Below are 25855 nucleotides of genomic sequence, written 5' to 3' on the forward strand. Positions count from 1 at the left end.
GGTCCCGACCGAGGGCCCGGACCGCCTCCGCCGCCCGTCCGTCCCGTGGTGCCGGTGGCCCACCCCCACGGGACGGGCCGCCGGCACCACGGACTCCCGACCGCCGCGGAGCCCGCCCCGTTCCCCCGATCGTGGGAAGGCCGCCCGGGCGGAACGGTTCGGCGCGCAGCACGGTCCCTAGCGTCCTGCTCCATGACAGTGCTCACCCCGGGCCTGACCCGACCCGGCGCCCCGACCGTCCGGCCGGCCCTCACCGAACTCCGGCTCACCGCACGCACCTTCCACCTCGGAACCACCCTCGAACCGGGCCCGCTCACCCTGCTCACCGGCCCCAGCGGCAGCGGTCGCACCAGCATCCTGCGCGCCTACGAGGCACTGGCCCGCCTCGCAGCCGGCGCCACCCTGGAGGAAGCCCTCCCCGACCCCGCCGCCTGGACACCCGAACGGTCCGCCCCCGACCCCGAAGGCCGCCGCGGCTTCCGCATCGGCTGCACCACCACCGGCCCCACCGGCCCGATCCACCTCGACCTCGCCGTCCAGACCCACCCCGAACTCCGCATCGTCGGCGAACGACTGACCACCGACGACGGCACCGAACTCTTCACGAGCGCGCTGCGCGACCCCACCCGGTCCACCGTCCAGGCGGCCTGGCACACCGCCGGCCTGGCCCCCGTCACCCGCGCCCCCCTCCCCGGCGACCGCCTCGGCACCGCCCTGCTCCCCCTGCGCGTCGCCGGCAAGACCGCCGGCCAGCGCCAGGTACTGGCGGGTGCCGAACAGGTCGTCGTCGCGCTCCGCTCCGTCTTCGCCTGCGACCCCCGTCCCGAACGGATGCGTGCCCCGACCGCGACCGGCACCCCCCACGACACCGGACGCCTCCTACCCCACTGCGGCAACCTCGCCAGCGTGCTGCGCCGCACCCGCACCGAATGCTCCAGGCGCCACGCCCGCCTGGTGGCCGCCGTCCGAGCCGGCTGCACCGGCCCCGTCGTCGACCTGCGCACCGAGGACCTCCCGGACGGCAGGACCCACGCGGTCCTCGACCGCGGTGACGGGCACCACACCCCGCTGCCCCGGTTGGGCGACGGCGAACTGCGCTACCTCGCCCTGGCCCTCGTCCTGCTCACCGGGCCCGGCGTGCTCGACGTCGACCCCGTCACCGAGATCCCCTCCGCCTACCAGTGCCTCACCGTCCTCGCCGACGACCTCGACCGCTCGATGGACGCGCGACAGGTGCGCGAACTCGCCCGACTCGCGGCCGAGATGTGCGAACGCGGACACGTCCGACTGCTGGGATCGGTCCGCGACACCGCACCGGTGCGCGAGGGCGTGACCGGCGAAGCCCTCACGGTGGTAGACCTTGACCGATGAGCCCCTCGAACGCCCCGGCCCCGCCCGGCACCCCGCAACCACCCCGCCGACCGACCGAGGAAACGGACCCCGCGCCGACCGTCGCCCAACTGCGGGACCGACTGGTCGAATTCGCCAGGGTCCGTGACTGGGGGCGCTACCACAACCCGAAGAACCTGGCCATGGCGCTGAGCGTGGAAGCGTCCGAACTGGTCGAGATCTTCCAGTGGCTGACGCCCGAGGAGTCCGCCCGGATCACCGCCGACCCCGAGCGGGCCCAACACGTCCGCGAGGAGGTCGCGGACGTCCTCGCCTATCTGCTCCAGTTCTGCGCGACCCTCGACATCGATCCGCTGACCGCACTGGCCGACAAGATCGACCGCAACGAGAAGAGGTTCCCCCCGCCGGACACCCCCGCCACCGCCGGCCGATGACCGCGAACGGCCCCGGGAGGGCGCTCCGGGCGATCACCCCGCCCGGAGCGCCCTCCCGGGGCTCCCACCCGGACCGCCCTCCGGGCCGGCGGAGCCCGCGGGCGACACCCCCGCCCCCTGACGTGCGGCGCGACCGCTTCGAGCGGGAGGCGTGCCGTATGTCCCACGAACGACCGGATCCCCTGATCAGTCACTCTCCGGAGTGGCGCTCTTTTCCACAACCGTCTTGTTCCCCACAGATTTCCGGCATCCACTAGCTTTCCGTCTCGCGACAACTCACTCTGGGTAATGAAACAGCAGGGTGTGGTCGGACGCTCACTCCCGGCGTCCACGGAGACGGGGGTACGGATGGACGCGGTAAGGCTCATCGGAATCAACAGGAAGCTGCTGGCAGCCAGCGACGACCCGCGCGGGGTCATGGCCGAGTCCTGGCAGGCCCAGGCCCTCGCCCAGGTGATGGGGAGCCGACTCGCCGTCACCGGCCCGATGGAACTACGGGGCGAGGCGCTGCGGCTGAGCGAACTCGGCGGCCGGGGCAGCGGGGCGCTCCACTACCCGGCCCTGGGCGCCGACGGCATACGGGCCGCCCGACTCACGGGCATCAGCGACCCGCACGCAGCCCTGCTCGACCTGGGCAGCCTGCTGGGCGAGGTCGGCATCGCCCTGGTCGGCATCGCCAGCACCGCCGAGGACCAGGGGGCCTACTGGCAGTGCATGGAAGCCATCGACGCGATCGACGAGTGCCGGGACCGCGTGGTGGAGATGCTCCGTCGCCTCCTCGCACTCTCCCACCCCCTCCCGGAAGGCGAACCGTGAGCGATCCGTGACACACCAGCCCCGTGGCAGGGCCGTTGGTCGAGCCGTCGAGCCGTCGAGCCGTCGAGCCGTCGAGCCGTCGAGCCGTCGAGCCGTCGAGCCTCGCGGCAGTGGGGGAGGGGGAGGGGAGGGGGAGGGGCCCCACCAGAGACGAACCGCCCCCTAGCCAACCGGCCGCCCCCCGGCGCCGGTTCTCTCCCGGAGGGCGGCTGCCAGGCGGTCCCGGGCCTCGGTCTGGGTCGCGATCCGTTCGTTGAGGACCGTCAGTCGTTCCTGCGTGACCCGCAGGCCGTCCTCGGAGGGCGGCCCCGCGCTGACGTCGCCGTCCAGGCAGGGCAGGAAGGCCCGCACGTCGTCGAGGGTGAGTCCGGAGGCCAGGAGGAAGCGGATGTTGCGGACCCGCACCACTGCCTGTTCGTCGTAGGTGCGGTAGCCGTTGGGGGCGCGTTCGGAGGAGAGCAGTCCGGCCTGCTCGTAGTGTCGCAGCGCACGGGCGGTCGTTCCGGTGGCCGAGGCCAGTTCGCCTATCCGCACCCGCTCCACCCCCGGGGCCGTTTCTATCACGCCACGACCGCGCCTCCGTCGACGGGGAGCACGACTCCGGTGATGAACGAGGCGGCTGGTGCGGCGAGTCGGGTGATGGCCCAGGCCACTTCCTCGGGCCGGCCGATGCGGCCCGGCGGGGTGTGCGCCAGTTGCCACTTCCGCACCTCGGCGGTCTGCGCCGGCGGTCGACGGAGACGGTCACCGGCGCGTTCGGGAACCGTCCGGGTCGCGCCGCGCGGCAGCGGTCCGCCCGCTCAGGAGGCGCCGGACGCCACCTGCGGCATGACGGCGGAGGCGATCAGCTCCAGGTGGTCGAGGTCGTCCAGGTCCAGCATCTGGAGGTACACGCGCTGGGAGCCCACGGCGGCGTACCGGCCCAGCTTCTCGACCACCTCCGCGGGCGATCCCGCGAGACCGTTCTCCTTCAGTTCGTCCACCTCGCGGCCGATGGTCGCCGCCCGGCGGGCCACCTCCTGGTCGGTGCGGCCGACGCAGGCCACGAGCGCGTTGGAGTACACGAGGTCGGACGGGTGCCGTCCGCGTTCCTCGGCCGCCGCCCGCACCCGGCCGAACTGGCGCTCGGTGTCGGCGATCGAGGCGAAGGGGATGTTGAACTCGTCGGCGTACCGTGCGGCCAGGGCGGGGGTGCGCTTGGCGCCGTGGCCGCCGATCAGGATGGGCAGCGGGGACTGGGCGGGCTTGGGCAGCGCGGGCGAGTCCTTGAGTTGGTAGTGCGTCCCCTCGAAGCTGAAGCGCTCGCCGACGGGGGTCCTCCACAGCCCGGTCACGACGGCGAGCTGTTCCTCCAGTCGGCCGAACTTCTCCTTGGGGAACGGGATGCCGTACGCGGTGTGCTCCTCCTCGTACCAGCCGGACCCGAGGCCCAGTTCGATCCGGCCGCCGGACATCCGGTCGACCTGGGCGACCTGGATCGCGAGGACGCCCGGCAGCCGGAACGTGCCCGCCGTCATCAGGGTGCCGAGCCTGATCCGGCTGGTGTCGCGGGCGAGCCCGGCGAGGGTGATCCAGGCGTCGGTGGGTCCCGGCAGCCCGTCCACGGAGCCCATGTGGAGGTAGTGGTCGGAGCGGAAGAACGCGCCGTAGCCCAGGTCCTCGGCGGCCCGGGCGATCCGGAGGAGGGTGTCGTAGGTGGCGCCCTGCTGGGGTTCGGTGAAGATGCGGAGATCCATGCGTCCCATCATGCCCGGTACGCCGCGGGCCGCCGTGGTGCACCCGCTGCGGGGGCACGGCCGGTCGCGGCGGCGACGTGGGTCGGGTGCCGGGGCGGGTGCGGAGCGCCCTGCTCCGCACCCGCCCCGGCGGACGGTCGGTCCGGTCCGCGGGTCACAGCCGTGGGTCGACCGGCTCCGACTCCAGGGCCAGCACCGCGAACACCGTCTCGTGCACCCGCCACAGCGGCTCCCCCTCGGCCAGCCGCTCCAGGGACTCCAGTCCGAGGGCGTACTCGCGCAGGGCCAGTGACCGCTTGTGCCCCAGGTGCCGCGAGCGCAGGCGCTCCAGGTGGTCGGGGCGCGCGTACTCGGGTCCGTAGACGATCCGCAGGTACTCCCGGCCCCGGCACTTGATGCCGGGCTGCACCAGTCGGTTCCGCCCGTCCCGGGCCAGGGCCTGGAGCGGCTTGACGACCATGCCCTCGCCGCCCGCCCCGGTCAGCTCCTGCCACCACCGGACGCCGGCCTCGACGGACTCCTCGTCGCCGGTGTCGACGACGAGCCGCCCGGTCGGGATGAGCAGCGCGGTCGGGTCGTGGGCCACGAGCCGGTCGATCAGGGCCAACTGTTCGTCGTGGGGGAGCCCGGCCAGGGACCTGCCCCGGGCGGCCAGCACCTGGAAGGGGGCCAGCCGCACGCCGTCCAGTCCCTCGGTGGTCCAGCAGTAGCGGCGGTACGCCTCGGTGAAGGCGGCGGTGTCGACGGCGCGTTCCCGTTGCCGTGCCAGCAGCCCGTCGACGGGTACGCCGCGTGCCGCGGCCCGCGTCAGGGCCGTGACCGCTGCGGGCAGCGCACTGCCCGCAGCGGCGCCCACGGCCGCGTACTGGCTGCGCAGCAGGCCGCCCGCCTTCAGTGACCAGGGCATCAGCTCCGCGTCCAGGAGCAGCCAGTCGGTGTCGAGTTCCTCCCACAGCCCGGCCGCACGGACCGCGGTCCGCACCCGGTCCAGGATCTCTTCGGTGACCGCGGAGTCGTCGAAGAACGGGCGCCCGGTGCGGGTGTACAGGGAACCGGTGGGGCCGTCGACGCCGAACCGTTCCCGGGCCGCGTGTGCGTCCCGGCACACCAGGACGACGGCCCGCGAGCCCATGTGCTTCTCCTCGCACAGGACCCGGGCGACCCCGTCCGCGGCGTACTGGGCGAACGCCTCCGCCGGGTGCTCCAGGTGGCCGTCCCGGCGCGAGGTCGCGGTGGGCGCCATCGTCGGCGGCAGGTAGGGCACCAGCCGCGGGTCGATCGCGAAGCGGCTCATCACCTCCAGGGCGGCGGCCGCGTTCTCCTCGCGGACCGCCACCCGGCCGCCGTGCCGGGTCTCCACGGTGCGCCGGCCGTGGACGTCCGCCAGGTCCGGGGGGCGCTCGTCGGTGCGGCCCGGCTCTTCGCTCAGCAGCGGGCGCACCGGCTCGTACCAGACGCGTTCGGCGGGCACGTCGACGAGTTCGCGTTCGGGGTAGCGCAGTGCGGTCAGCTTGCCGCCGAACACGCAACCGGTGTCCAGGCAGAGGGTGTTGTTGATCCAGCGGGCTTCGGGGACCGGGGTGTGGCCGTAGACGACGGCGGCCCTGCCGCGGTAGTCGTCCGCCCAGGGGTAGCGCACCGGCAGCCCGAACTCGTCGGTCTCGCCGGTGGTGTCGCCGTACAGGGCGTGCGAGCGGACCCGGCCGGAGGTGCGGCCGTGGTACTTCTCCGGCAGACCCGCGTGGGAGACGACGAGCTTGCCGCCGTCCAGCACGTAGTGGCTGACCAGCCCGTCCACGAAGGCGGCGACCTCGGCGCGGAACTCCTCGCTCTGGGCTTCCAGTTGGGCCACGGTCTCGGCGAGTCCGTGGGTGATCTGGACCTTGCGTCCCTTCAGCCAGCGGCCGAGCTTGTTCTCGTGGTTGCCGGGCACGCAGAGGGCGTCGCCGGACGCGACCATGTCCATGACCCGGCGCAGTACGGCCGGGCTGTCCGGTCCGCGGTCGACGAGGTCGCCCACGAAGACGGCGGTCCGGCCTTCGGGGTGGCTGCCGTCGACGTAGCCGAGCTCTTCCAGCAGGGTTTCCAGTTCGCGGTGGCAGCCGTGGACGTCGCCGATGAGGTCGAACGGGCCGCTGAGGTGGCTGAGGTCGTTGTACCGCTTCTCGGTGACGATCCGCGCCGAGTCGATCGCCTCCACTCCGCGCAGCAGGTGGACCTTGCGGAAGCCCTCGCGTTCCAGTCCGCGCAGCGAACGGCGCAGTTCCCGCTGGTGGCGGCTGATGACCCGGGGGTGCATGTCGGCGCGGTCCGCCCGGGTGGCGTTGCGCCGGGCGCACTCGGCCTCGGGCACGTCCAGCACGATGGCGATGGGGAGCACGTCGTGTTCGCGGGCCAGTCGGACGAGCTGGGCCCGCGCCCCGGACTGGACGTTCGTCGCGTCGACGACGGTGCGCCGGCCGGCGGCGAGGCGCTTGCCGGCGATGTAGTGCAGGAGGTCGAAGGCGTCACCGGAGGCCGACTGGTCGTTCTCGTCGTCGGCGACCAGTCCCCGGCAGAAGTCGCTGGAGACGATCTCGGTGGGGCGGAAGTGCCGGCGGGCGAAGGTCGACTTCCCGGAGCCGGTGGCGCCGATCAGGACGACCAGCGACAGGTCGGTGACGCCCAGGTCTCGTGTGCCGCCGGAGGCGGTGGGTTCGGTGGTGCTCATGCCGCGGTGTCCTCCTTCGGGTCGTGGTCGCGGTGGGCGGACGGGGCGTTGCCGGGTTCCCGGTGGAACAGGGCGAGTTGGGTGGGCGCGCCCACCTCGGGGTCCTGCGGGCCCACCGGGCGCAGTTCGACCGCGTACCCGTACCGTGCGGCCACCCGTTCGGCCCAGGCGCGGAACTCGTCCCGCCGCCATTCGAAGCGGTGGTCGCCGTGGCGGGGCTGCCCGGCGGGCAGCCACTCCCAGCGCACGTTGTACTCCACGTTCGGGGTGGTCACGATGACCGTCGCGGGTCGGGCGGCACCGAACACGGAGTACTCCAGGGCGGGTAGCCGGGCCGCGTCCACGTGCTCGACGACTTCGCAGAGCACGGCCGCGTCGTAGCCCGCGAGACGGCGGTCGGTGTACATCAGGGAGCCCTGGAGGAGCGTGACCCGGGCGGCCTGTCGTTCGCCCATCCGGTCCAGGCGCAGCCGACGGGCCGCGATGGCGAGCGCCCGGGCCGACACGTCGACCCCGACGACCTCGGTGAACCGGGCGTGGCCCAGGAGGTCCTTCACCAACTGGCCCTGGCCGCAGCCCAGGTCGAGGATCCGGGCCGCGCCGCTCTCGTCCAGTGCGGTGAGGATCGCCGTGCGGCGGGCCACCGCGAGGGGGACCGGCTTCTCTTCGGTGTCGGCCGCCTCGTCGACGGCGTTGTCGAAGGTCTCGACGTCGGTGTCGTCGCTCTGGGCGAGTCGTTCCAGGGCGAGTCGTTCGAGCGCGGTGCGGGCCAGTGCCCACCGGCGGTTGAGGAAGCGTCCGGTGATGAGCTTCTGCTCCGGGTGGGTGGCGAGCCATCCCTCGCCGGCCCGCAGCAACTTGTCCACCTCGTCCTCGGAGACCCAGTAGTGCTTGGCGGCGTCGAGCACCGGCATCAGCACGTACAGCTGGCGCAGGGCCTCGCCGAGGGTGTGGGCCTCGCTCTCCAGGGCGAGCCGGACGTAGCGCGAGGCGCCCCACGCGGGGAACCGTTCGTCCAGGGGGACCGGGGTGGCCGTGACCGTCCAGCCGAGTGGCTCGAACATCCGGTGCACCAGCTCGGGGCCGCCCCGCGCGGACAGGGAGGGGACCTCGATCCGTAGCGGCAGCGGCTGGGCGGCCCGCTCGGGCAGGGCAGTGCACCGCCCCTTCAGCGCACTGGAGAACACCCGGCCGAGGGCGACGGCCAGCAGCGAGGAGGCCGCGTACGGGCGGTCGTTCACGTACTGGGCGAGGGAGGCGTCGGGCGTCTTGCGGTCCTTGCCCTTGGACGCGCGGACCAGGCCCACCGGGTCGACCTCCAGGAGCAGCGCGGCGGTGCACCGTTGCTCGGTCGCTTCCGGGTAGAAGACGTGCGCCGTGCCGTGGGTCGACGAGGCGCGGAACGTCTGGCTGCGGTCGGGGTGCTTGTGCAGCAGGTACCCCAGGTCCGTGGCGGGACGCCCGGGGCTGCCGATCGTGGTGATGGTGAGGAACACCCTTTCGAGTATGGCGGTGGTCCGGGTCGGCGGGCGAGCGGGTTTCCCGCGGCGCCCGGAGCCGGGGGCGTTCCGCGGGTCAGGGCCGCTACCCGTGCGGGCGCACCACAGGAAGATCACCTGAGTGCCCCAGCGGTACCGGTGCTGACCTGCGGTGTTGTCGTCCGCCACCCGGGGCGGTCGGGCGGGTGCCGGTGGCTCCGCCGGGCCAGTGGGGATGCGTCCCGATTCGACGGGCCGTCAGATGAGGGGGCGACGGCACCGGCTCTCGTCAGCGCGCGGGCAAGGTTCCGCGTGCGGCCGGTGCCTGACGGAGGATCACATGAACGCTCGACGCATGCTCGCCTCGGCCGGGGCGGCCGCGGCGACGGTAGCCCTCGCGGCACCGCTGGCCCTCGCGGCCGGCGCCCCGGCCGGCGGCGCGCCGGAACCACGGCCCGGTGCCCATACCCTGTCGTTCTCGCCCGACCCGGTGCGGGCCGGACACACCACCACCGCGCGCACCTTCTCCTGCGGGAACAGCACCAGCGCCACGGTCAACGCCGAGTCCCTGGGGGTGCGGCACGTCCGGCTCACCCGCGACGGCCGCACCGGCGGCGACGACCGGGGCACCCAGTTCGGCCGGGACGAGCTGAGCGGCCGCATCGACGTGCCGCAGCACGCCCGCCCCGGCCGGCACGAGGTCCACGGCACCTGCGACAACGGGGCCCACCTGGCCGGGGTGCTGGAGGTGGTGCCCGCCGGCGGTGCGCACGGCGGGTTCGGCGGCGACCGTGACGACGCCCTCGCCACGGCGGCGGGCGGCGTCCTGATCGCGGGGGCCGCGGTCGGCGGCGCCTTCCTGTTCCGGGCCCGGCGCCGCGCCCTCTGACGAAGGACCGCACCGGGGAATCCGGCCGGGGCCGCCCACCGCCCCGGCCGGCCCGGTGGCACACACCACGGAGGCCCGGGAGCCCGGGCGGTCGGAAGGAGACCCGGCATGGACGCGTACCGACACCCCGGGGGAGCGGCGGCCCGGCACTCCGTCGAGGGTGCGGCCCTCCTGGCCGCGCTCGACGCGCACCGCAGGGCCGTGCGCACCGAACGGGCCCGGCGGTACCGGGTCGGCTGGTCGTCGCTGGCGCTCGCCGTCCTCGTCGGGGTCCGGCTGGTGCAGGGCGACCCGGTGCCCGGGCCGCCGCAACCCTCGCCCGCCGCGGCGGTCCGCCCGGCGCCGGCCGCCTCCGGACCCGCGGCCTCCACCGGCCCCGCACCGCTCGCCGTCGCCCGCCCGGACGCCGTCCGGATTCCCGCGATCGGCGTGGACGCCCCGCTCCGGGCCGTGGGCTACGACCCCCGGGGGCAGCTGGACGCCCCGCCGCCCACCGAACCGGGCACGGCCGGCTGGTTCAGCGCCGGGCCCAGCCCGGGCGAGCGCGGCGCCGCGGTGCTCACCGGCCACGTCGACACCCGCACCGGGCCCGCGGTCTTCTACTCGCTGGGCTCGCTCGTCCACGGCGACACCGTCGAGGTCACCCGCGGCGACGGGCGCACCGCGGTGTTCACCGTCGACGGGGTGGAGGTGCTGCCCCGCGAGGGCTTCCCCGCGGAACGGGTCTACGGCGACACCGGCCGCCCCGAGCTGCGCCTGCTCACCTGCGGCGGCATCTTCGAGGAGGCGACCGGCTACGACGCGAACGTGGTCGTCTTCGCCCACCTCACCGGCGTGCGCTGACCGCCGCCGGGCTCCCCGCCGGACGCCCGCCGGCCCCGTCCGCCCGCCGGCCGGAGCGTGCCGCCGGGGCCCCGCGTGCCGGGCGTCGTGTCGGGGCGGGATTCGGGGAAGGTAGAAGCCATGGGATTCCACGTCGACTCCGAGACCGGACGGTTGCGCCGCGTCATACTGCACCGGCCCGACCTGGAGCTGAAGCGGCTCACCCCCCGCAACAAGGACGCCCTGCTCTTCGACGACGTGCTGTGGGTGCGCCGGGCCCGTCAGGAGCACGACGGCTTCGCGGACGTCCTGCGCGACCGGGGCGTGGTCGTGCACCTCTTCGGCGAACTGCTCGCCGAGGTGCTGGAGGTGCCCGAGGCCCGGGCGCTCGTCCTGGACCGGGTCTTCGACGAGAAGGAGTACGGTCCGCTGGCCACCGGACACCTGCGGGCCGCGTTCGCCGCGCTGCCCGCGCCGCAGCTCTGCGAGGCGCTGGTGGGCGGCATGACCAAACGCGAGTTCCTGGACGGCCACCCGGAGCCGACCTCGGTCCGCTTCCACGCCATGGAACTGGACGGCTTCCTGCTCGATCCGCTGCCCAACCACCTGTTCACCCGCGACACCTCCGCCTGGATCTACGACGGGGTCTCCATCAACGCGATGCGCTGGCCGGCCCGGCGCCGCGAGACGGTGCACTTCGAGGCGATCTACCGCCACCATCCGCTGTTCGCGGCCGGGCCCGCGGGCCCGTTCCACCTCTGGTCCGAGGGACAGGCCGACTACCCGTCCACCATCGAGGGCGGCGACGTCCTGGTCATCGGCAACGGGGCGGTCCTCATCGGGATGAGCGAGCGCACCACGCCCCAGGCGGTGGAGATGCTGGCGCACAAGTTGTTCGCGGCGGGTTCGGCCCGCACCATCGTGGCCCTCGACATGCCCAAGCGGCGGGCGTTCATGCACCTCGACACGGTGATGACGATGGTCGACGGGGACACCTTCACCCAGTACGCGGGGCTCGGCATGCTGCGCTCGTACACCATCGAGCCCGGGACGGACGGCAGCGAACTGAAGGTCACCGACCACCCGCCGGAGCAGATGCACCGGGCGATCGCGGCGGCCCTCGGGTTGAGCGAGATCCGGGTGCTCACCGCCACCCAGGACGTGCGGGCCGCCGAGCGGGAGCAGTGGGACGACGGGTGCAACGTCCTCGCGGTGGAACCGGGCGTGGTCGTCGCCTACGAGCGCAACGCCACCACCAACACCCATCTGCGCCGGCAGGGCATCGAGGTGATCGAGATCCCGGGCAGCGAGCTGGGCCGGGGCCGGGGCGGCCCCCGGTGCATGAGCTGCCCGCTGGAGCGTGCGGCGGTGTCCGGGGGCTGACGGGGCGGGCCGGTGGGGCCGGCGTGACCGGATCGACCCCCTTGCATATAAATGCTGGTAGTCGTATATAGTTCCAGTTCCTGTTCCTGCCCGACGCCTCGCCCTGGGAGCCCCGCATGGTGACTGTCCCGACCGGTTTCACCGGCCGCCACTTCCTGAAGGAACTGGACTTCACCGCCGACGAGTTCACGGCCCTGATCACCCTGGCCGCCGAGTTGAAGGCGGCCAAGAAGGCCGGCACCGAGACACCGCTGCTGCGGGGCCGGAACATCGCGCTCATCTTCGAGAAGACCTCCACCCGCACCCGGTGCGCCTTCGAGGTCGCCGCCGCCGACCAGGGAGCCAGCACCACCTACCTGGACCCGTCCGGTTCGCAGATGGGGCACAAGGAGTCCGTCAAGGACACCGCCCGGGTGCTCGGCCGGATGTACGACGGGATCGAGTACCGCGGCGACAGCCAGTCCGCCGTGGAGGAGCTCGCCGCCCACGCCGGGGTCCCGGTCTACAACGGACTGACCGACGACTGGCACCCCACCCAGATGCTCGCGGACGCGCTGACCGTCACCGAGCACTGCACCAAGCCGCTGGACCGGGTCGCCTTCGCCTACCTCGGCGACGCCCGGTTCAACATGGGCAACTCCTACCTGATCACCGGTGCCCTGCTCGGCATGGACGTCCGGATCGTCGCGCCCGAGGCGTACTGGCCCGCCCCGGAGGTCGTGGCGCGCGCCCGCGCGCTCGCCGAGGGCAGCGGGGCGCGGCTCACCCTGACCGCGGACGTCGCCGAGGGCGTGCGCGGCGCGGACTTCGTCGCCACCGACGTCTGGGTGTCCATGGGGGAGCCCAAGGAGGTCTGGGGCGAGCGGATCGCCGCCCTCGGCCCGTACGCCGTCACCATGGACGTGCTCCGCGCCACCGGCAACCCCGACGTGCGGTTCCTGCACTGCCTGCCGGCCTTCCACGACCTGGGCACCAAGGTCGGCCGGGAGCTGTACGAGACGTACGGTCGGGACTCGCTGGAGGTCACCGACGAGGTCTTCGAGTCCCCGTACTCCGTCGTCTTCGACGAGGCGGAGAACCGGCTGCACACCATCAAGGCGGTCCTCGTCGCCACCCTCGCGGGGCCTTCCGCCGGCTGACGCGCCGGCTCCCCGCCGCCCCGGGGCGGCGGGGACCCGGTCCGGCGCGGCGGTCAGGAAACGGGCAGGCCGAGGTCCGCGGTCACCGCGCTGACCCGGGTGAAGACCGAGTCCGGGTGGTCGCCGTCGCAGTACTTGTTGCCGGTCGAGGTGATGCCGATCACCTTGCCCCCGGCGACCAGCGGGCCGCCCGAGTCGCCCCGGCAGATGCTGTCCTTCGTGCCGGCCGGCGGAGCCCCGCAGACCGTCCCGGCCCGGGTGTGGGTCGCGTCGGTGAACGGCTCGCAGGTGCGCAGGGCGGCGATGGTGAGGGTGGCCTCCTTCAGCCGGGTCGCCGGGGTGTCCCGGGCGGTCAGCCCCCACCCCACGGCCTTCGCGGTCTTGCCCAGGGCGTACTTGGCGTTGTCCCGGGGGCCCGCGACGGGCAGCGGCGCGTAGGGCATCCGGGCGGACAGCGTCAGCACCGCCGCGTCGTTGCGGAGGAAGCCGTCGTACCGCGAGTGCAGCCGGACGTCGGTCACCGAGCGCACCGTGCCGTTGGTGGCTGCCAGGGTCGTGCGCCCGCCGACGACCTTCAACTTCAGCGCCGCGTCCGCTTCGCGGACGCAGTGCGCGGCGGTGAGCACCTTGGTGGGCGCCACCAGGGTGCCCCCGCAGACGTGCTCGCCGCCCGCGGTCCGCAACTGCATCATGTACGGGTGCGCGCCGGTGGTGGTGTTCTTCCCGCCGTGGATGGCGACGGCGGGCGAGGCCACCGCCGTGAGCGTGGCCACGGCGAGTGCGGACGCGACGAGCGCACCGCCGGTGCGCTGGGCGAAGCTGGACATGTGATCCCCTTCGGGCAGGGACCGCGGGGCTGGCCCCCGCGGTCCGTACCCAGCAGGACGTCATGATCCACAGGCGCGTTCCCCCGACCGTGCCGCGGTTGCGCAGGGGCTGACGGCCCGACGGCCGGTGCGGGCGCCCGCGGGAGGGCCTCAGCGGGCGTGCCGGGGCCCGGGCACCGCGGAGAGGGTGAACCACACGGCCTTGCCGGACTCGGTGGTGCGGTGTCCGCAGGCCGAGCTGAGCGCGCGGATCAGCAGCAGCCCGCGCCCGTCCTCCCGCCAGGGGTCCGGGGGGTCGAGGGCGGGACGGGTCAGGCCGCCCGGCGGGCAGGGGTCCGGATCGTGCACCTCCACCTGGCACCCGCCCGGCAGCAGGGCGACGACCAGTTGGATGGGCTCGTCCCCGGCGGTGTGCTCGACGGCGTTCGCCACCAGCTCCGCGGTCAACAGCTCCGCGGTGTCGCAGTCGGCGGTGTCCCGGACCTCGGCGGCGTCGGTGAGCGCGGTCCGGACGAGGGCACGGGCCACCGGCACCGCCGCGGTGGAGTGCGGCAGCGCGATGCGCCAGGAGGCGGAGGCGGATGACTCGTGCAAGGCGATCCGTTCGGGGCAGCGCAGATGGTCCGGCCGTCAACTTCCTGCATGGTACGGGGTCGCCTTCGCCCGCCGAACGGCGGGCGCGGTCGACGCCGCGCGGACCCGCCGGCGGGGGACGGACGGGCCGGAACGGGGCGGGGGAGGAAACGCGCCCCGTGCTCCGTCGGGGGCGTCGGCACGGGGCGGGCCGTGCGGGGCGGGCCGTGCGGCGGCGGGGCCGTCGCACGCGGAGGGCCCGGCTTCCGCCCCGCTCGGCTGCGGGACGGAAGCGGCGTGCTGGACGGGGGTGCGGCGACGTCGTCGGCCCGGTACGGCGTCGCCCGGTGGTGCGGGGGTGAGGCTTCGGGGGGCGGGCCGGTCAGTGCGGTCTGAGCGCGGGGGTCAGCAGACCTGTTCGGGCGGCGAGGACGCCGGCCTGGAAGCGGGACCGGGCGCCCAACTCGTTCATGAGCGTCGCGACGTGCCGCCGGTAGGTGCGCACGGACATTCCGGTGGCCTTGGCCGCCGCGTCGTCCGTGAACCCCTTGCTCATCAGGTCGAGGACCCGCACGAGGTTCCGGTGACGCGCCGCGTCGGCGGTGGTGTCCAGGAAGGCGGGGTGCGACTCCACCGGTTGCTCACCGACCGTCATGAGGTGGTGGAAGGCGTTCGCGACGGTGGAGTCGTGGATGACGATGCCGCCCGGCGTCCGCGGGTTCTCCGCGGTGCTGTGCCGGAACACGGTCATCTCGGTGTCGATCACGGCGATGCTGTAGTGCGAACCGCCGGCGATGATGGCCTGGGGGCGCATGGCCTTCAACTGCTGGAAGATTCTGTTGTCCTCCAGGTCTTCTTGACGGCATATCAGTTTCATCTGTACGCCGTGGTCGACGAGTTCGGTGACGGCCCGTCTGATGATGCGCAGACGTTTGGCCGTGCTTTCGTCGGAGGCCGAGGGCATGATGTCCCCCAGGCACCAGGTGACGCTCTCTTCCGCGGTGAGGACGAGTCGAGCCATCCACCGAATCGAGACCTCCGGGTCGGTCGCGTCCACCGACCCCGTGATGCGCCGGGTGCCGGGCGCCGGGATGTGCGGAACGGAATCCTGGCGCATCAGGTGTTCGACGACATTGTTTCCCCAAGGTGAGTTTCGAGTTGCGAATGCGTTGACCGACTCTTTGTGATCCTGTAGCAACTTGTCATTCCCCCGCTCTTCGCGCCGCGACCTCCGTGCGTTTTCGGACCCCGTGCCCGTATTCGCCCTGCCCCGTCGAAAAGGCGTTTCAGAGGTGCGGATCGGATGAGCTCTCAGATGCCGCTAATTGGCTTCGGATAGCGTGTGGAAGAAGTGCTTGCTGATGATTTTGAACCACTTGTGAGCGTAGCACGCAGGAAGAATGTCCCACCGTGGCCAGGGTGTGGTTGCAGCTTCAAGGAACTGTGCGTGATTGCCCTTGTGTTGATGTGGCGGTGCGTGATCGCAATTCCCCGGAAGCTTCCCGACCTGCGGGCGGAGCGACGCTTTCCGCTACCCTGAGCCGGGGCGCGGGCAGGTTGTTGTCGCCGGGGGCCGCGGCTCTTGCCGAAGGGGGTGGACCGATAGTGGCCTGACAGGTAGTTGTCAGAATTCATGCGAATCTTGAACGTCGCCTACCGCTCCGCTGACACTTGCTGCCAAGTAACGGCTTGTTCGGGTGATGTGAGGCCCGTTGTTGTCACTCTCGGGTGATCGGCCTCCCCGGACGACGTCGACGCCGCTGCGGGAGCGCGCCCAGGGCGCCCCCATCTGAGGAACGGAACTCGTGAGCGCAAGAGAACGGACCACCGACCGGCCGGCTGATCCGGCCCCCGCCTCCCCGACCCCACGGCAGTGGCTGGCCCTCTCCGTGCTGGTCCTCGCCCAACTCGCGGTGTGGCTCGACAACACCATCCTCAACGTCGCGCTCAAGACCCTGGCCGACCCGGACGAGGGCCTCGGAGCGACCCCCAACGAGCTCCAGTGGAGCATCAGTTCCTACACCCTCGTCTTCGCCGTGCTGCTCTTCACCGGCGGCGTGCTGGCCGACCGCTACGGGCAGCGCCGCATCCTGCTGGTCGGACTGGGCGTCTTCGGCGTCTGCTCCGCCTGGGCCGCCTGGGCGGGCTCGCCGGGCGAACTGATCCTCGCCCGGGCCGTCATGGGCGTCGGCAGCGCGCTGATCATGCCCGCGACGCTCTCGCTGATCGCCGAGGTGTTCGACCCCCGACACCGCGCCAAGGCGATCGCGATCTGGTCCGGGTGCAGCGGGTTGGCCATCGCGGCCGGTCCCCTGCTCAGCGGTGCCCTGCTGGAACACTTCTGGTGGGGGTCGGTCTTCCTGGTCAACGTGCCCCTGGTGCTGGTCTCGGTGGTCGGCGGGTACCTCCTGCTGCCCGTCGCCCGTTCGCTCACCCGGCGGCGCTTCGACCCGGTGGGCGTCCTGCTGTCCACGGTGGGCGTGCTGGCCGTCGTCTACGGGATCATCGAGGGCGGCCACCGCAACGCGTGGGTGGCCTGGGACGTCCTCGGACTCATCGCCCTGGGCCTGCTGCTCCTGGCCGCCTTCGTGGTGGTGGAGCTGCGCATCCCCCACCCGAGCTTCGACATCCGGCTGTTCCGCAACCGGAGGTTCACCGGGGCGAGCGTGGCGGTCATGCTCACCTTCTTCGGGCTGACCGGCTCCCAGTACTACGCCACCTTCTACCTCCAGGGGCCGCGCGGCCAGACCCCGTTCGAGGCGGGCATGACCCTCGCTCCGGTGGCGCTCGGCGTCCTGCTCGGCGCGCCCGTCTCGGCGGTCCTGGTCAAGCGTTGGGGGGCCCGCCTGGTGGTCGCCGGGGGCATGTTGATCGCCGCCGCGACCTTCTTCGGCTACGTCCTCTTCGACAACGACACCCCGTTGCCCTGGTTCTGGCTGCTGCTGGTGGTCCAGGGGCTCGGGCTGGGCGCCAGCGTCGCCCCCACCACCGAGGTGATCATCGCGGCGCTCCCCGCGGACCGCACCGGCGTGGGCTCCGCGGTCAACAACTCGATGCGCCAGATCGGCGGCGTGCTCGGGGTGGCGGTGCTGGGGACCGTGCTCGTCAGCGTCTACCGGGACGAGATGACGCCCACCCTCTCCGGACTGCCCAAGCGGGTGGTCGAGCAGGCGGAGAACTCCCCGGAGGGCGCGCGGTACGTGGCCGACCAGGAGGGCCTGCCCCACCTGGTCCAGGCAGCCGACGACAGCTTCCTCCAGGCCATGCACATCACCACGGTGATCGGCGGTGCGATGGCGGTGGCCGGGGCGGTGATCATCCTGATCACCTTCGTCGGCAACCTCTCCCGGACCCCCGCCCCCGAAGGCGAGGAGGCCGCCCCGGGCCCGGCGGACCGGACCGCGCCCCCCGCCGCGGACGCCCGAGAAGCCCGCTGACCCCGCACCCCGCGCCGTACGCCCCCGGACCGCACCAGCGGCCGGGGGCGTACGCATGTCGCGGGTCAACCAGTCATGAGGCACGTCGTGGTGACGGACGGTCGGGCAGAGGGAGCGGACATGCCGCTGCCGCCCGCCGTCCCGCCCGGTGCCGGTGCGGGGGAGCGCGGACGGACGGCCTGGCGAGGGGCCGCCCTGCGCGTTCCCGTGGCACCAAACGGTCGGCGGTTGCGCCGTGGACTGGCAGCTTCTGCTGCGTTTCCATCGCTCACGGCCGTTCGTGAACCGGGTGCGGCAGCTAGAGGTCATCCGCCTTGATGGGATTCCCGCCCGGTCCTAGCGTGGGGCGCGCTGGAAGGGAATTCCGGGAAGCGAAGGCGGGAAACTATGAGCACTGTGGTGGACGAGCGTCAGGCGAAGATCCGCGACATTGTCTGCGACATCCTCGAACTGGAACCGGAAGAGGTGACCCAGGAAAGCCTCTTCAAGGAGGACCACAACGCGGACTCGCTGCGTGCGATCGAAATCCTGGCCTCCTTGGAGAAGGCATTCAACATCGTCATCGACCAGTCCGAACTGGGTCGCATGGTGAATCTGAACGGAGTCTACGAGGTCGTTTCCGAAGCCGCCGGCTGGTAGTCGGAGAATCGGGGAGACCATGCTCCAGGAATCGGCCCGCAGGGTCGTCATCACCGGGCTCGGAACGGTGTCGAGCATCGGTATCGGAACTCAGGAGTTCCTGACCGGCCTGCGTGCCGGACGTAGTGCGGCGCGACCCATCACGGCCTTCGACACCACCGGGTTCGCGTACTCCATCGGCTGCGAGATCGAGGACTTCGACTCCGGCCGGTGGATACGTCGGCTCGACCCCGAGAGCCTGGGGCGGGCCAGCCAGTTCTCCGTCTCGGCGGCCCGGATGGCCGTTGCCGACGCGGGGCTGGACGAGGCCGAACTCCGCCGGCACCGCTGCCTGACCTCGATCGGCACCACCGACGGGGAATCCCGCGACCTCGACCAACTCGTCGAGTCCGAGGTCAGGCACGGCCCCGAGGCGATGGACGCCGGGGTGGCCCGACGCGTGCCGGCGGGCCGGCTGTCCGGCGCGGTCGCACAGGAGTTGGGGCTCTCCCGGGTGGAGGCCGTCACCCTGCCGACCGCGTGCGCCGCCGGCAACTACGCCATCGGCTACGGCTACGACGCGATCCGCAGCGGGGACGTCACCTACGCCCTGTGCGGCGGCGCGGACTCGCTCTGCCGGAAGACCTTCACCGGGTTCTACCGGCTGGGCACCATCGCCCCGGAGCGCTGCCAGCCGTTCGACCTGAACCGCAAGGGCATCCTCACCGGCGAGGGCGCCGGCGTCCTGCTGATGGAGAGCCTGGAGTCCGCCCTGGCGCGCGGTGCCCGGATCTACGCCGAGGTGCTCGGCTACGGCCTGAACTGCGACGCCCACCACCCGGTGGCGCCCAACCAGGACAGCGTCGCCCGGTGCATGCAACTCGCCCTGGACGACGCCGGGGTCAAGTCGTCCGAGGTCGACTTCATCTCCGCGCACGGCACCGGCACCCGGGCCAACGACGTGACCGAGGCCGCCGCCATCCGCCAGGTCTTCGGGCCGCGTCCGCCGCGCACCGTCTCGATCAAGTCGATGATCGGGCACAGCATGGGCGCCGCCAGCGCCCTGGCCTCCATCGCCTGTGCGCTCTCCCTCACCGAGGGGTTCATCCCGCCGACCATCAACCACGTGGAGACGGACCCGGAGTGCGCCGTGGACTGCGTGCCCAACCAGGCGGTCGAGGCCGACCTCCGGGTGGTGCAGAACAACGGACTCGCCTTCGGCGGCAACAACTCCGTCGTGATCTACGGCAGGTACGAGGGCACGTGATGCGGCTCCGCCTGACGTGCCCGGGAGGGGCGTGATGAGCGTGTTGGTGACCGGAGCCGGTGCGAAGGCCAGCATCGGCGACGACGTGAACGAGGTCTTCGAGTCCCTGTGCGCGGGCCGGAGCGGGCTGGCCGAACTCCGCGGCTTCGACGCCGCGCAGTACCGCACCCGGCACGCCTACGAGATCGACGACCGGCCCCCGGGCCGCCCGGACCGGCCCTACCGGGCGACCGACTGGCTGCTCGCGGCGGTCGCCGAGGCCACCCGTCAGGCGGGCCTCGGCGAAGACCTCCACGACGTGCCGGTACTCGTCGGCACCGGACTGCGGGAACTGCGCTCGGCGGAGCTGGCCTGGCGCGACGGCGCCGGGTTCGACGTCGACCGGCTGCACTTCGGCACGGCACTGCGCGAGCGGTTCGGCGCGGTGCAGAGCCACACCTTCTCCAACGCCTGTTCCGCCTCGCTGCACGCCCTCGCCCTGGGCGCGGACCTGATCGAGGCCGGCGAGAGCGACACGGTGGTGGTGGCCGGCGTCGACACCCTGACCGAGAGCATGTACGGACTGCTGGACCGGGTGCACATGGACCCGCCGCAGCGCGTCCAGCCCTTCGACCGGGCGCGCAAGGGCGTGCTGATGGGGGAGGGCGCGGTCGCGGTGGTGCTCCGCCGCGAGGACGGCCCGGTGGCTGGCGCCCTCGGCCGACTCCGGTCGGTCGGCATGAACTGCGACGCGCACCACGTCACCGCCCCCGACCCGACCGGCATCACCGCGGCCGTCCGGGAGGCCCACGACCGGGCCGGGGTGAAGCCCTCCGACATCGACCTGGTGATGCTGCACGGCACCGGCACCCTGCTGAACGACGAGGCGGAGGCCGCGGCCGTCGCGACGGTCTACGGCGAGGACGTCACCGGCCCGCTGATGACCGCGCTGAAGTCCATGACCGGGCACACCTCCGGCGGCTCCGGGCTGCTCAGCCTGGTCGTGGCCCTCCGGGCCATGGCCACCGGACGCGTCCCGGCGACCCTCGGCCTGGACGAACCGGTCCGGGAGGCCGCCCGGTTCCGCTTCGTCCGCGACCGCGAACGCCGGGCACCGGACCTGACGCTCGCCCAGGTGGACGCCTTCGGGTTCGGCGGGGTCAACACGGTGGCCGTCGTCGAACGCATCCAGAAGGGCGGGAACCGAGCATGAGCATCCTCCGCGTGGGCATCACCGGGATCGGCTCGGCCCTGCCGGGCGTGGACACCCCCGCCGACCTGTTGCGGGCCACCGCCGACGGCGGCCCCGTCGTCCCGGCCGACCGCATCGGACGCAAGGGGCTGCGCTACAAGGACCGCGCCACCCAACTCGCCCTGGTCGCCGTCCGCGACGCGCTGCGGGACTCCCGGCTGGTTCCCGCGGACGGCGAAGGGTGCGCGTGGGGCGCCTCCACCGCCGTGGTCGCCAGCTCCAACTTCGGCAACCTCGACACCGTCTGCCGCACGGCCGCGGAGATCGCGACCGACTCGGTGGAGGGCATCAGCCCGATGGGGCTGCCCAACGCCTCCAGCAACGTGGTGGCCTCCTCGATCGCCATCCGGTTCGGGCTCCGCGGCCCCAATCTGATGGTGTGCAACGGCGCCACCAGCGGGCTGGACGCCCTCGGGTGGGCGGTCCGGCTGATCCGGGCCGGTCGCGCCGAACGCGCGGTGGTCGTCGGGGTCGAGACGCACAACGAGGTCACCGAGGCGTTGACCGGCCACCCGGCCACGACCGCGCTGGACGGCGCGGTGGCCCTGGTGCTGGAGGGCGTGCCCGCGGCGCACCGGCGCGGGGTGCCCCCCGTCGCCGAGGTGGGCGACCAGGCCCGCCGGGGCTCGGTGGACGCCTGCGTCGCCGCGCTGCTGGGGGCGCCAGGCCCGGTGCCGGGCGCGTGGCTCACCTCCGAGGGCCTGGACCCCGACCGGCCGGTGCCCGGGACCGAGGGGATGCCCCGGCACGCGCTGGACGCCGTCCTGGGCCACGCCTCCGGCGCCCTGGGCGTCGCCCAGGGCGCCGCGGCGGTCGGCCTGCTGACCGGGGCCGGGCCCGGCGCCGTCCTGCTCACCAACGGCGACGACGGCTGCGACGCGGTCGCGGGGCTGGTGCTGCGCCGGGCGGGGGAGGCCGGCTGATGAACGGTGTCCGGGGGCTCGCCGTCCAGCCCGAGACCCCCGTCCTGGTCTCCCGGGTCCGGGCGGGGGCGGGCGGCGACGGCCCGCGCCTGTTGCTGCTGCACGGGTTGGCTGCCGGCTCCGACACCTGGGACCGGCTGCTGCCCCTGCTCGACCCGGAGTGCGAGGTGTGGACGGCGGAACTGCCCTGGCGGGGCTCCGGGACGCCCGAGTGGTGGCGCACCCCGCCCGCCCGCTGGGTCCGGGAGGCCGTCGACGCGGTGCCCGGCGGCCCCACCGTCCTCGTCGCCCACTCCTTCGGCGCCGGGGCGGCGCTGAGCTGGCTCGACACCGCCGTCACCGGTGCGCCGGAAGCCGGCACCGGACGGTGGGCGCCCGGTCCGACCGGTCCCGGCGCGCTGCGCGGCGTCGTGCTCGCCGCGCCGTTCTACCGGGCCCGGGCCGCCGACTTCGACTGGGCGGCGCTCTCCTACCACCTCAACCGCTTCGAGGCGATCCTCGAAGAAGGCGTCCGGGTCCGCTCCGCGGGGCGACTCGCCGCCGACATCCGGCAACGGATGGCCGTCAAAGTCAGGGACCGGGTCGGCTGCCACGGGTGGATGCGGTTCTTCGACACCTACCTGTCCACGCCCGACCTGCGGACCCCGGCGATGCACCTGCCGTTCCTCCTGGTCAGCGGCAGCGAGGACATCGCGGCCCGGACGGACGACGCCCGCGCACTGACCGCCAGGCTGCCCGACGCCGCCCTCCACGTCCTGGACGGCGTCGGCCACTTCTCCATGGTCGAACGGCCCGGGACCTTCGCGTCCCTCGTCAACGGACTCGTCCGCGACCTCCACGACCTCACGGCCCGGAAACGGCCGGGCCCCGTTCCCTCACCTGGAGCACCCTGATGACCGAAACGCTCGACCCCACCGTGGCCGCCGCCACCAAGGCCCTGCTGAACGCCACCACCACCGTGTCCGTTCGGCCCCGCTACGAGGGCTCCAACATCTGCACCTGGATCGGCTTCAAGCACGTCAACTACCTGGTCGAGGAAGCCGTCCTGGACCACTTCCGCAGTGCCGGGCTGTCCTCCCGCTCGCTGTACGAGGAGTTCGGACTCGGACTCGACGTCGTCGACCTGGACACCCGCATCCTGCACGCCTTCCACCTGGACGACACCGCAGAGGCGCAGGTCGCCCCCGACACCGGGGACGGGGCCGCCACCCTCGGCTTCCGGGTGACGCTCACCATCGAGCGGGACGGCGCCCCGGTCAAGGCCGTCACCTCCAAGGTCAGGGTCTCGCTGCGGCCCGACGGCTACCTCCAGAGCGCCGAGCAGCCGCCCGCCGAACTCGCCCCCTTCGTGGTGGAGCGGCTGGGCGCCCACCTCGGCGGAACCGCCGCGGAGACCACCGCCCACGGGACCGCCGTCGAGCCCGCCGACACCACCGCGCTCGGCCGGGGCCGGGGCACCGGGGGGAGCACCGACCCGGTGCTGGACCTGCTGACCCGGGACGCCAACGCCTTCGGCTGGAAGTGGCGCATCCCCTACCCCTACTGCCACTTCACGGAGCGCCTCCAGATGTCCGGCTACCTGCGGCAGATGGAGGAGGTCGTCGACCTCTTCCTCGCCGACCGGGGCATCTCCATCCGCACCCTCCTGGACGACCGCCGCTGGATCCCGGTCGTTCCGCACTCCCGCATCCAGATCCTCGACGAGGCGCTGATGGAGGAGGACCTCTACACCGTCTACACGGTGGAGGACGTCTTCAAGGACCTCACCTACACCTCCCGGATGGACTGCTACGTCGTCCGGGACGGCGCCCTGGTGCAGACCGCCACCGGGCGGATCACCCACGGCTACGCGGTGATCGAGAACCGCCGCGACTGGTCCCTGGTCAACTTCGACGACCACGTCGTCCGCACCCTGAAGGGCGAGGCCGGCCCCGACGCGTCCGCCTGAGGCCGCCCGGGCGTCCGCCACCCACGCACTCCTCGGAGAGACCCATGGACGACGTACTCATCACCGGACTCGGTGTCCTCAGCTGCCTCGGCAGGGGAGTCGACGCCTTCCGGGACGGCATGGCCCGGGCCACCAGCGCGCCCCGACCCACGACGGACCCCGCCGCCCGCATGGCCGTCCCGCTGATGTACTCGGTGCCCGCCGACGACCTGCCCCCCGACCCCGGCACGCTGGACGGGCAGCAGCTGGGCGCCGGCTCGCGGTACGCCCTGGACGTCACCCGGCAGGCCCTGGCCGACGCCGGACTGACCGGCGACGGCTCCGCGACCCTGGACGCCGATCCCCGCCGGGTGGCCGTGGTCATCGGCACGGGCATGGGCGACGCCGGGCTCCACGAGGAGTGGCGGCTCGGGGCCCGCCCCCGGCACGACGCCTGGAGCCCGACCTTCTCGGTGGCCGCCGCCGTGGGCCGACTGGTCGGCGCGGAAGGCCCCAACACCAGCGTCAGCAACGCCTGCGCGGCCAGCGGCTTCGCGGTGTCGTTGGCCGCCGACCTCATCCGCTCCGGAGAGGCCGACGTGGTGGTGGCCGGCGGCGCCGAAGCCTACTCCCGGGTCGCCCTCGGCTGCTTCAACCGGCTGGGCGCGGTCGACCCGCTGCGCTGCCGCCCGTTCGACGCGGACCGGGCCGGCACCGTGTTCGGGGAAGGCGCCGCCGCGCTGGTGCTGGAGTCCGCGGCCCACGCCCGCCGCCGCTCTCCGCGACGGGCGTACGCCCGGCTGGCCGGGGCGGGATGGAGCTGCGACGCGCACCACACCACCGCCATCGAACCGGAGGGCACCCAGATCACCCGTGCCATGCGGCGCGCCGTGGCGGAGGCCGGCATCGAGGTCGGGGACCTCGGCTGCGTGGTGCCGCACGGCACCGGCACCCTGATCAACGACACGGTGGAGAGCCGAGCCCTGGCGGGACTGCTCGGCCCGCTCGCCGAGGAACGTCCGCTGTACAGCCTCAAGTCGCTGATCGGCCACACCGGCGGCGCCGCGGGAGCACTCGCCGCGCTCTCGGCGGCCCTCATCGTGCACCACCGGGAGGTGCCCCCGAACGTCGCCCGGGAGCACCCCGACCCCGAGTGCGGGGTGCTGCTCCCGGAGCGCACCGGCCCGCTGGAGGGCGGGTCGGTCCTGGTCAACGCCTACGCCTTCGGCGGCAACAACGTCTCCCTCGTCCTCCAGGAGGTGGCCGCGTGACCGGCTTCGACGCCACCGAGGTGGCGGTGACCGGCATCGGGGTGGTGACCCCGCGCGGCGGCGACGCCCGGGCCGCCGACGCGCCCCGCCCGAGCACCCCGGGCGACTGGTTCGACCACCGGGTCGAACTCGGTCGCCGCGGCTACAAGTACCTCCCCCCGGCGGCGCAGTACTACCTGGCCGCCGCCAACCGCGCGCTCGCGGCGGCCGGCGGCCCGGCTCTCCCACCGGAGGACCGCGGTGCCGCGGTCGGGACGAACAGCGCCGCCGAGGCGCTGCACACCGCGATGGACGAGACGATCGTCGGGGCCGGCGCGTCCGACCTCAGCCCGGCCACCGCGCCGTACTTCTCGATCAACCTGTTCGGCAGCCGGATGGCCATGGAGCACCGGCTCCAGGGTTTCAACCTGACCCTCACCACCCCGCGCGTCGCCGGTCTGGAGGCCGTCCAGACCGGGCTGCGCTCGGTACGGCTGGGCCGGGCCTCCTGGCTGCTGGCCGGCGCCACCGAAGAGGCCCTCGACCCCCGCGACCCGGGTGCCGACCGCTCCGAGGTCGGCGCGGTCGCCCTGGTGCTGGAGCGGACCGACCTGCTCCGGGCCCGGGGCGGCACGGCCCTGGGACACCTGGCCGTGCGCTCCTGCTACGTACCGCCCGACGCGGCCCCGGACGAGGCCCGGGCCCGGATCGGTCGGCTGCTCGACGACCGCCCCGCCGGGGTCGAGGGACCGGAACCCGGCTCCGTCACCGCGGTGCTGGACGGCTCGACCCTGGCCACGGCGGTGCACCGGGTCCTCGGCCCGGACGTCCGGCACGCCCCCGCCGGCTCCGGCGCCCTGGAGCCGCTGCTCCAGTCGGTGGGCACGCTCCACCGGCGACCGGACCGCCCCGGGGCGGTGGTCACGGCGTCCGCCCAGGGCAACGTGGCGGTCTGCTGGGTCCTCCCGGCCCGCGAGGACCTCACGGCGGCCGACCGGCCGACGCACGCCGGACCGACGGCCGCGGGCCCGGCCGGGTGAACCCG

At 73.4% G+C, this 25855-nt stretch carries 23 protein-coding genes and 1 pseudogene; 16 read left to right on the top strand and 8 right to left on the bottom strand.

Annotation, left to right across the window (positions count from 1 at the left end; translation table 11 throughout):
• Positions 1-192: 192 nt before the first annotated feature.
• The 3 genes from ACSMX9_RS24130 to ACSMX9_RS24140 all read left to right on the top strand — a co-directional run bounded on the left by ACSMX9_RS24130 (position 193) and on the right by ACSMX9_RS24140 (position 2600).
• Positions 193-1371, top strand: a complete 1179-nt coding sequence (locus ACSMX9_RS24130; protein ID WP_445396884.1) for an AAA family ATPase — start codon at positions 193-195, stop codon at positions 1369-1371.
• A complete protein-coding gene (locus ACSMX9_RS24135; RefSeq protein ID WP_445396886.1) occupies positions 1368-1784 on the top strand; it encodes a nucleotide pyrophosphohydrolase in 417 nt (138 codons plus the stop codon). Before ACSMX9_RS24130 ends, ACSMX9_RS24135 begins: the two co-directional genes overlap by 4 nt.
• A 348-nt stretch (positions 1785-2132) precedes the next feature.
• Positions 2133-2600, top strand: coding sequence for a DUF6099 family protein (locus ACSMX9_RS24140; protein ID WP_351246173.1), 468 nt, complete (start codon positions 2133-2135; stop codon positions 2598-2600).
• A gap of 162 nt (positions 2601-2762) precedes the next feature.
• Here ACSMX9_RS24140 and ACSMX9_RS24145 read toward each other — a convergent pair whose 3' ends face one another.
• The 5 genes and pseudogenes from ACSMX9_RS24145 to ACSMX9_RS24165 all read right to left on the bottom strand — a co-directional run bounded on the left by ACSMX9_RS24145 (position 2763) and on the right by ACSMX9_RS24165 (position 8542).
• Positions 2763-3134 (bottom strand): MerR family transcriptional regulator, encoded by a 372-nt coding sequence (locus tag ACSMX9_RS24145; protein WP_445403085.1) that lies wholly within the window; start codon positions 3132-3134, stop codon positions 2763-2765.
• Positions 3135-3160: 26 nt separating this feature from the next.
• A pseudogene (locus tag ACSMX9_RS24150) lies at positions 3161-3328 on the bottom strand (SDR family oxidoreductase); the annotation flags it as partial.
• 72 nt (positions 3329-3400) lie between these two features.
• Positions 3401-4336 carry an LLM class F420-dependent oxidoreductase gene (locus tag ACSMX9_RS24155; protein WP_445396888.1) on the bottom strand — a complete coding sequence of 312 codons (936 nt, stop codon included), beginning with the start codon at positions 4334-4336 and terminating at the stop codon, positions 3401-3403.
• Positions 4337-4490: 154 nt separating this feature from the next.
• Positions 4491-7046 carry a polynucleotide kinase-phosphatase gene (locus ACSMX9_RS24160; RefSeq protein ID WP_445396890.1) on the bottom strand — a complete coding sequence of 852 codons (2556 nt, stop codon included), beginning with the start codon at positions 7044-7046 and terminating at the stop codon, positions 4491-4493.
• Positions 7043-8542 carry a 3' terminal RNA ribose 2'-O-methyltransferase Hen1 gene (locus ACSMX9_RS24165; RefSeq protein ID WP_445396892.1) on the bottom strand — a complete coding sequence of 500 codons (1500 nt, stop codon included), beginning with the start codon at positions 8540-8542 and terminating at the stop codon, positions 7043-7045. Before ACSMX9_RS24165 ends, ACSMX9_RS24160 begins: the two co-directional genes overlap by 4 nt.
• A 322-nt stretch (positions 8543-8864) precedes the next feature.
• Here ACSMX9_RS24165 and ACSMX9_RS24170 point away from each other — a divergent pair, with 322 nt between their 5' ends.
• From ACSMX9_RS24170 to argF, 4 genes are all read left to right on the top strand, one after another.
• Entirely contained in the window at positions 8865-9413 is a 549-nt protein-coding gene (locus tag ACSMX9_RS24170; RefSeq protein ID WP_445396894.1) for a hypothetical protein, read from the top strand.
• Between the two features lie 108 nt (positions 9414-9521).
• Positions 9522-10256: a class F sortase gene (locus ACSMX9_RS24175; RefSeq protein WP_445396895.1), complete on the top strand. Its 735-nt coding sequence runs from the start codon at positions 9522-9524 to the stop codon at positions 10254-10256.
• Between the two features lie 120 nt (positions 10257-10376).
• A complete protein-coding gene (locus ACSMX9_RS24180) occupies positions 10377-11618 on the top strand; it encodes an arginine deiminase (RefSeq protein WP_445396897.1) in 1242 nt (413 codons plus the stop codon).
• Between the two features lie 116 nt (positions 11619-11734).
• Positions 11735-12757, top strand: a complete 1023-nt coding sequence (argF, locus tag ACSMX9_RS24185; RefSeq protein WP_445396899.1) for an ornithine carbamoyltransferase — start codon at positions 11735-11737, stop codon at positions 12755-12757.
• A gap of 53 nt (positions 12758-12810) precedes the next feature.
• On the opposite strand, the gene ACSMX9_RS24190 is transcribed toward argF, so the two are convergent.
• From ACSMX9_RS24190 to ACSMX9_RS24200, 3 genes are all read right to left on the bottom strand, one after another.
• Positions 12811-13584, bottom strand: coding sequence for a S1 family peptidase (locus ACSMX9_RS24190; protein WP_445396901.1), 774 nt, complete (start codon positions 13582-13584; stop codon positions 12811-12813).
• Positions 13585-13734: 150 nt separating this feature from the next.
• Positions 13735-14178 carry an ATP-binding protein gene (locus tag ACSMX9_RS24195; RefSeq protein WP_445396903.1) on the bottom strand — a complete coding sequence of 148 codons (444 nt, stop codon included), beginning with the start codon at positions 14176-14178 and terminating at the stop codon, positions 13735-13737.
• 361 nt (positions 14179-14539) lie between these two features.
• On the bottom strand, positions 14540-15178 hold the full coding sequence (locus ACSMX9_RS24200; RefSeq protein WP_445396905.1) for a hypothetical protein: 639 nt from the start codon (positions 15176-15178) through the stop codon (positions 14540-14542).
• 784 nt (positions 15179-15962) lie between these two features.
• Here ACSMX9_RS24200 and ACSMX9_RS24205 point away from each other — a divergent pair.
• The 9 genes from ACSMX9_RS24205 to ACSMX9_RS24245 all read left to right on the top strand — a co-directional run bounded on the left by ACSMX9_RS24205 (position 15963) and on the right by ACSMX9_RS24245 (position 25850).
• Positions 15963-17594: an MFS transporter gene (locus tag ACSMX9_RS24205; protein ID WP_445396907.1), complete on the top strand. Its 1632-nt coding sequence runs from the start codon at positions 15963-15965 to the stop codon at positions 17592-17594.
• Positions 17595-17981: 387 nt separating this feature from the next.
• Positions 17982-18233 (top strand): acyl carrier protein, encoded by a 252-nt coding sequence (locus ACSMX9_RS24210; RefSeq protein ID WP_351246199.1) that lies wholly within the window; start codon positions 17982-17984, stop codon positions 18231-18233.
• A gap of 19 nt (positions 18234-18252) precedes the next feature.
• Entirely contained in the window at positions 18253-19479 is a 1227-nt protein-coding gene (locus ACSMX9_RS24215) for a beta-ketoacyl-[acyl-carrier-protein] synthase family protein (RefSeq protein ID WP_445396909.1), read from the top strand.
• Between the two features lie 34 nt (positions 19480-19513).
• The gene (locus ACSMX9_RS24220; protein WP_445396911.1) at positions 19514-20671 is read left to right on the top strand and encodes a beta-ketoacyl synthase N-terminal-like domain-containing protein; all 1158 of its coding nucleotides are present in this window, start codon (positions 19514-19516) and stop codon (positions 20669-20671) included.
• Positions 20668-21633, top strand: a complete 966-nt coding sequence (locus ACSMX9_RS24225) for a beta-ketoacyl synthase N-terminal-like domain-containing protein (RefSeq protein ID WP_445396913.1) — start codon at positions 20668-20670, stop codon at positions 21631-21633. The genes ACSMX9_RS24220 and ACSMX9_RS24225 overlap by 4 nt, the downstream gene beginning before the upstream one ends.
• Positions 21633-22526 (top strand): alpha/beta fold hydrolase, encoded by an 894-nt coding sequence (locus ACSMX9_RS24230; RefSeq protein WP_445396915.1) that lies wholly within the window; start codon positions 21633-21635, stop codon positions 22524-22526. The genes ACSMX9_RS24225 and ACSMX9_RS24230 overlap by 1 nt, the downstream gene beginning before the upstream one ends.
• Complete coding sequence (locus ACSMX9_RS24235) at positions 22526-23581, top strand: hypothetical protein (RefSeq protein WP_445396917.1); 1056 nt, start codon at positions 22526-22528, stop codon at positions 23579-23581. The genes ACSMX9_RS24230 and ACSMX9_RS24235 overlap by 1 nt, the downstream gene beginning before the upstream one ends.
• Positions 23582-23625: 44 nt before the next feature.
• Positions 23626-24831: a beta-ketoacyl-[acyl-carrier-protein] synthase family protein gene (locus ACSMX9_RS24240; protein WP_445396919.1), complete on the top strand. Its 1206-nt coding sequence runs from the start codon at positions 23626-23628 to the stop codon at positions 24829-24831.
• Positions 24828-25850 carry a beta-ketoacyl synthase N-terminal-like domain-containing protein gene (locus tag ACSMX9_RS24245; protein WP_445396921.1) on the top strand — a complete coding sequence of 341 codons (1023 nt, stop codon included), beginning with the start codon at positions 24828-24830 and terminating at the stop codon, positions 25848-25850. The genes ACSMX9_RS24240 and ACSMX9_RS24245 overlap by 4 nt, the downstream gene beginning before the upstream one ends.
• The last annotated feature ends 5 nt before the right edge of the window (positions 25851-25855 follow it).

This window comes from Streptomyces sp. LE64 (genome assembly GCF_052606915.1).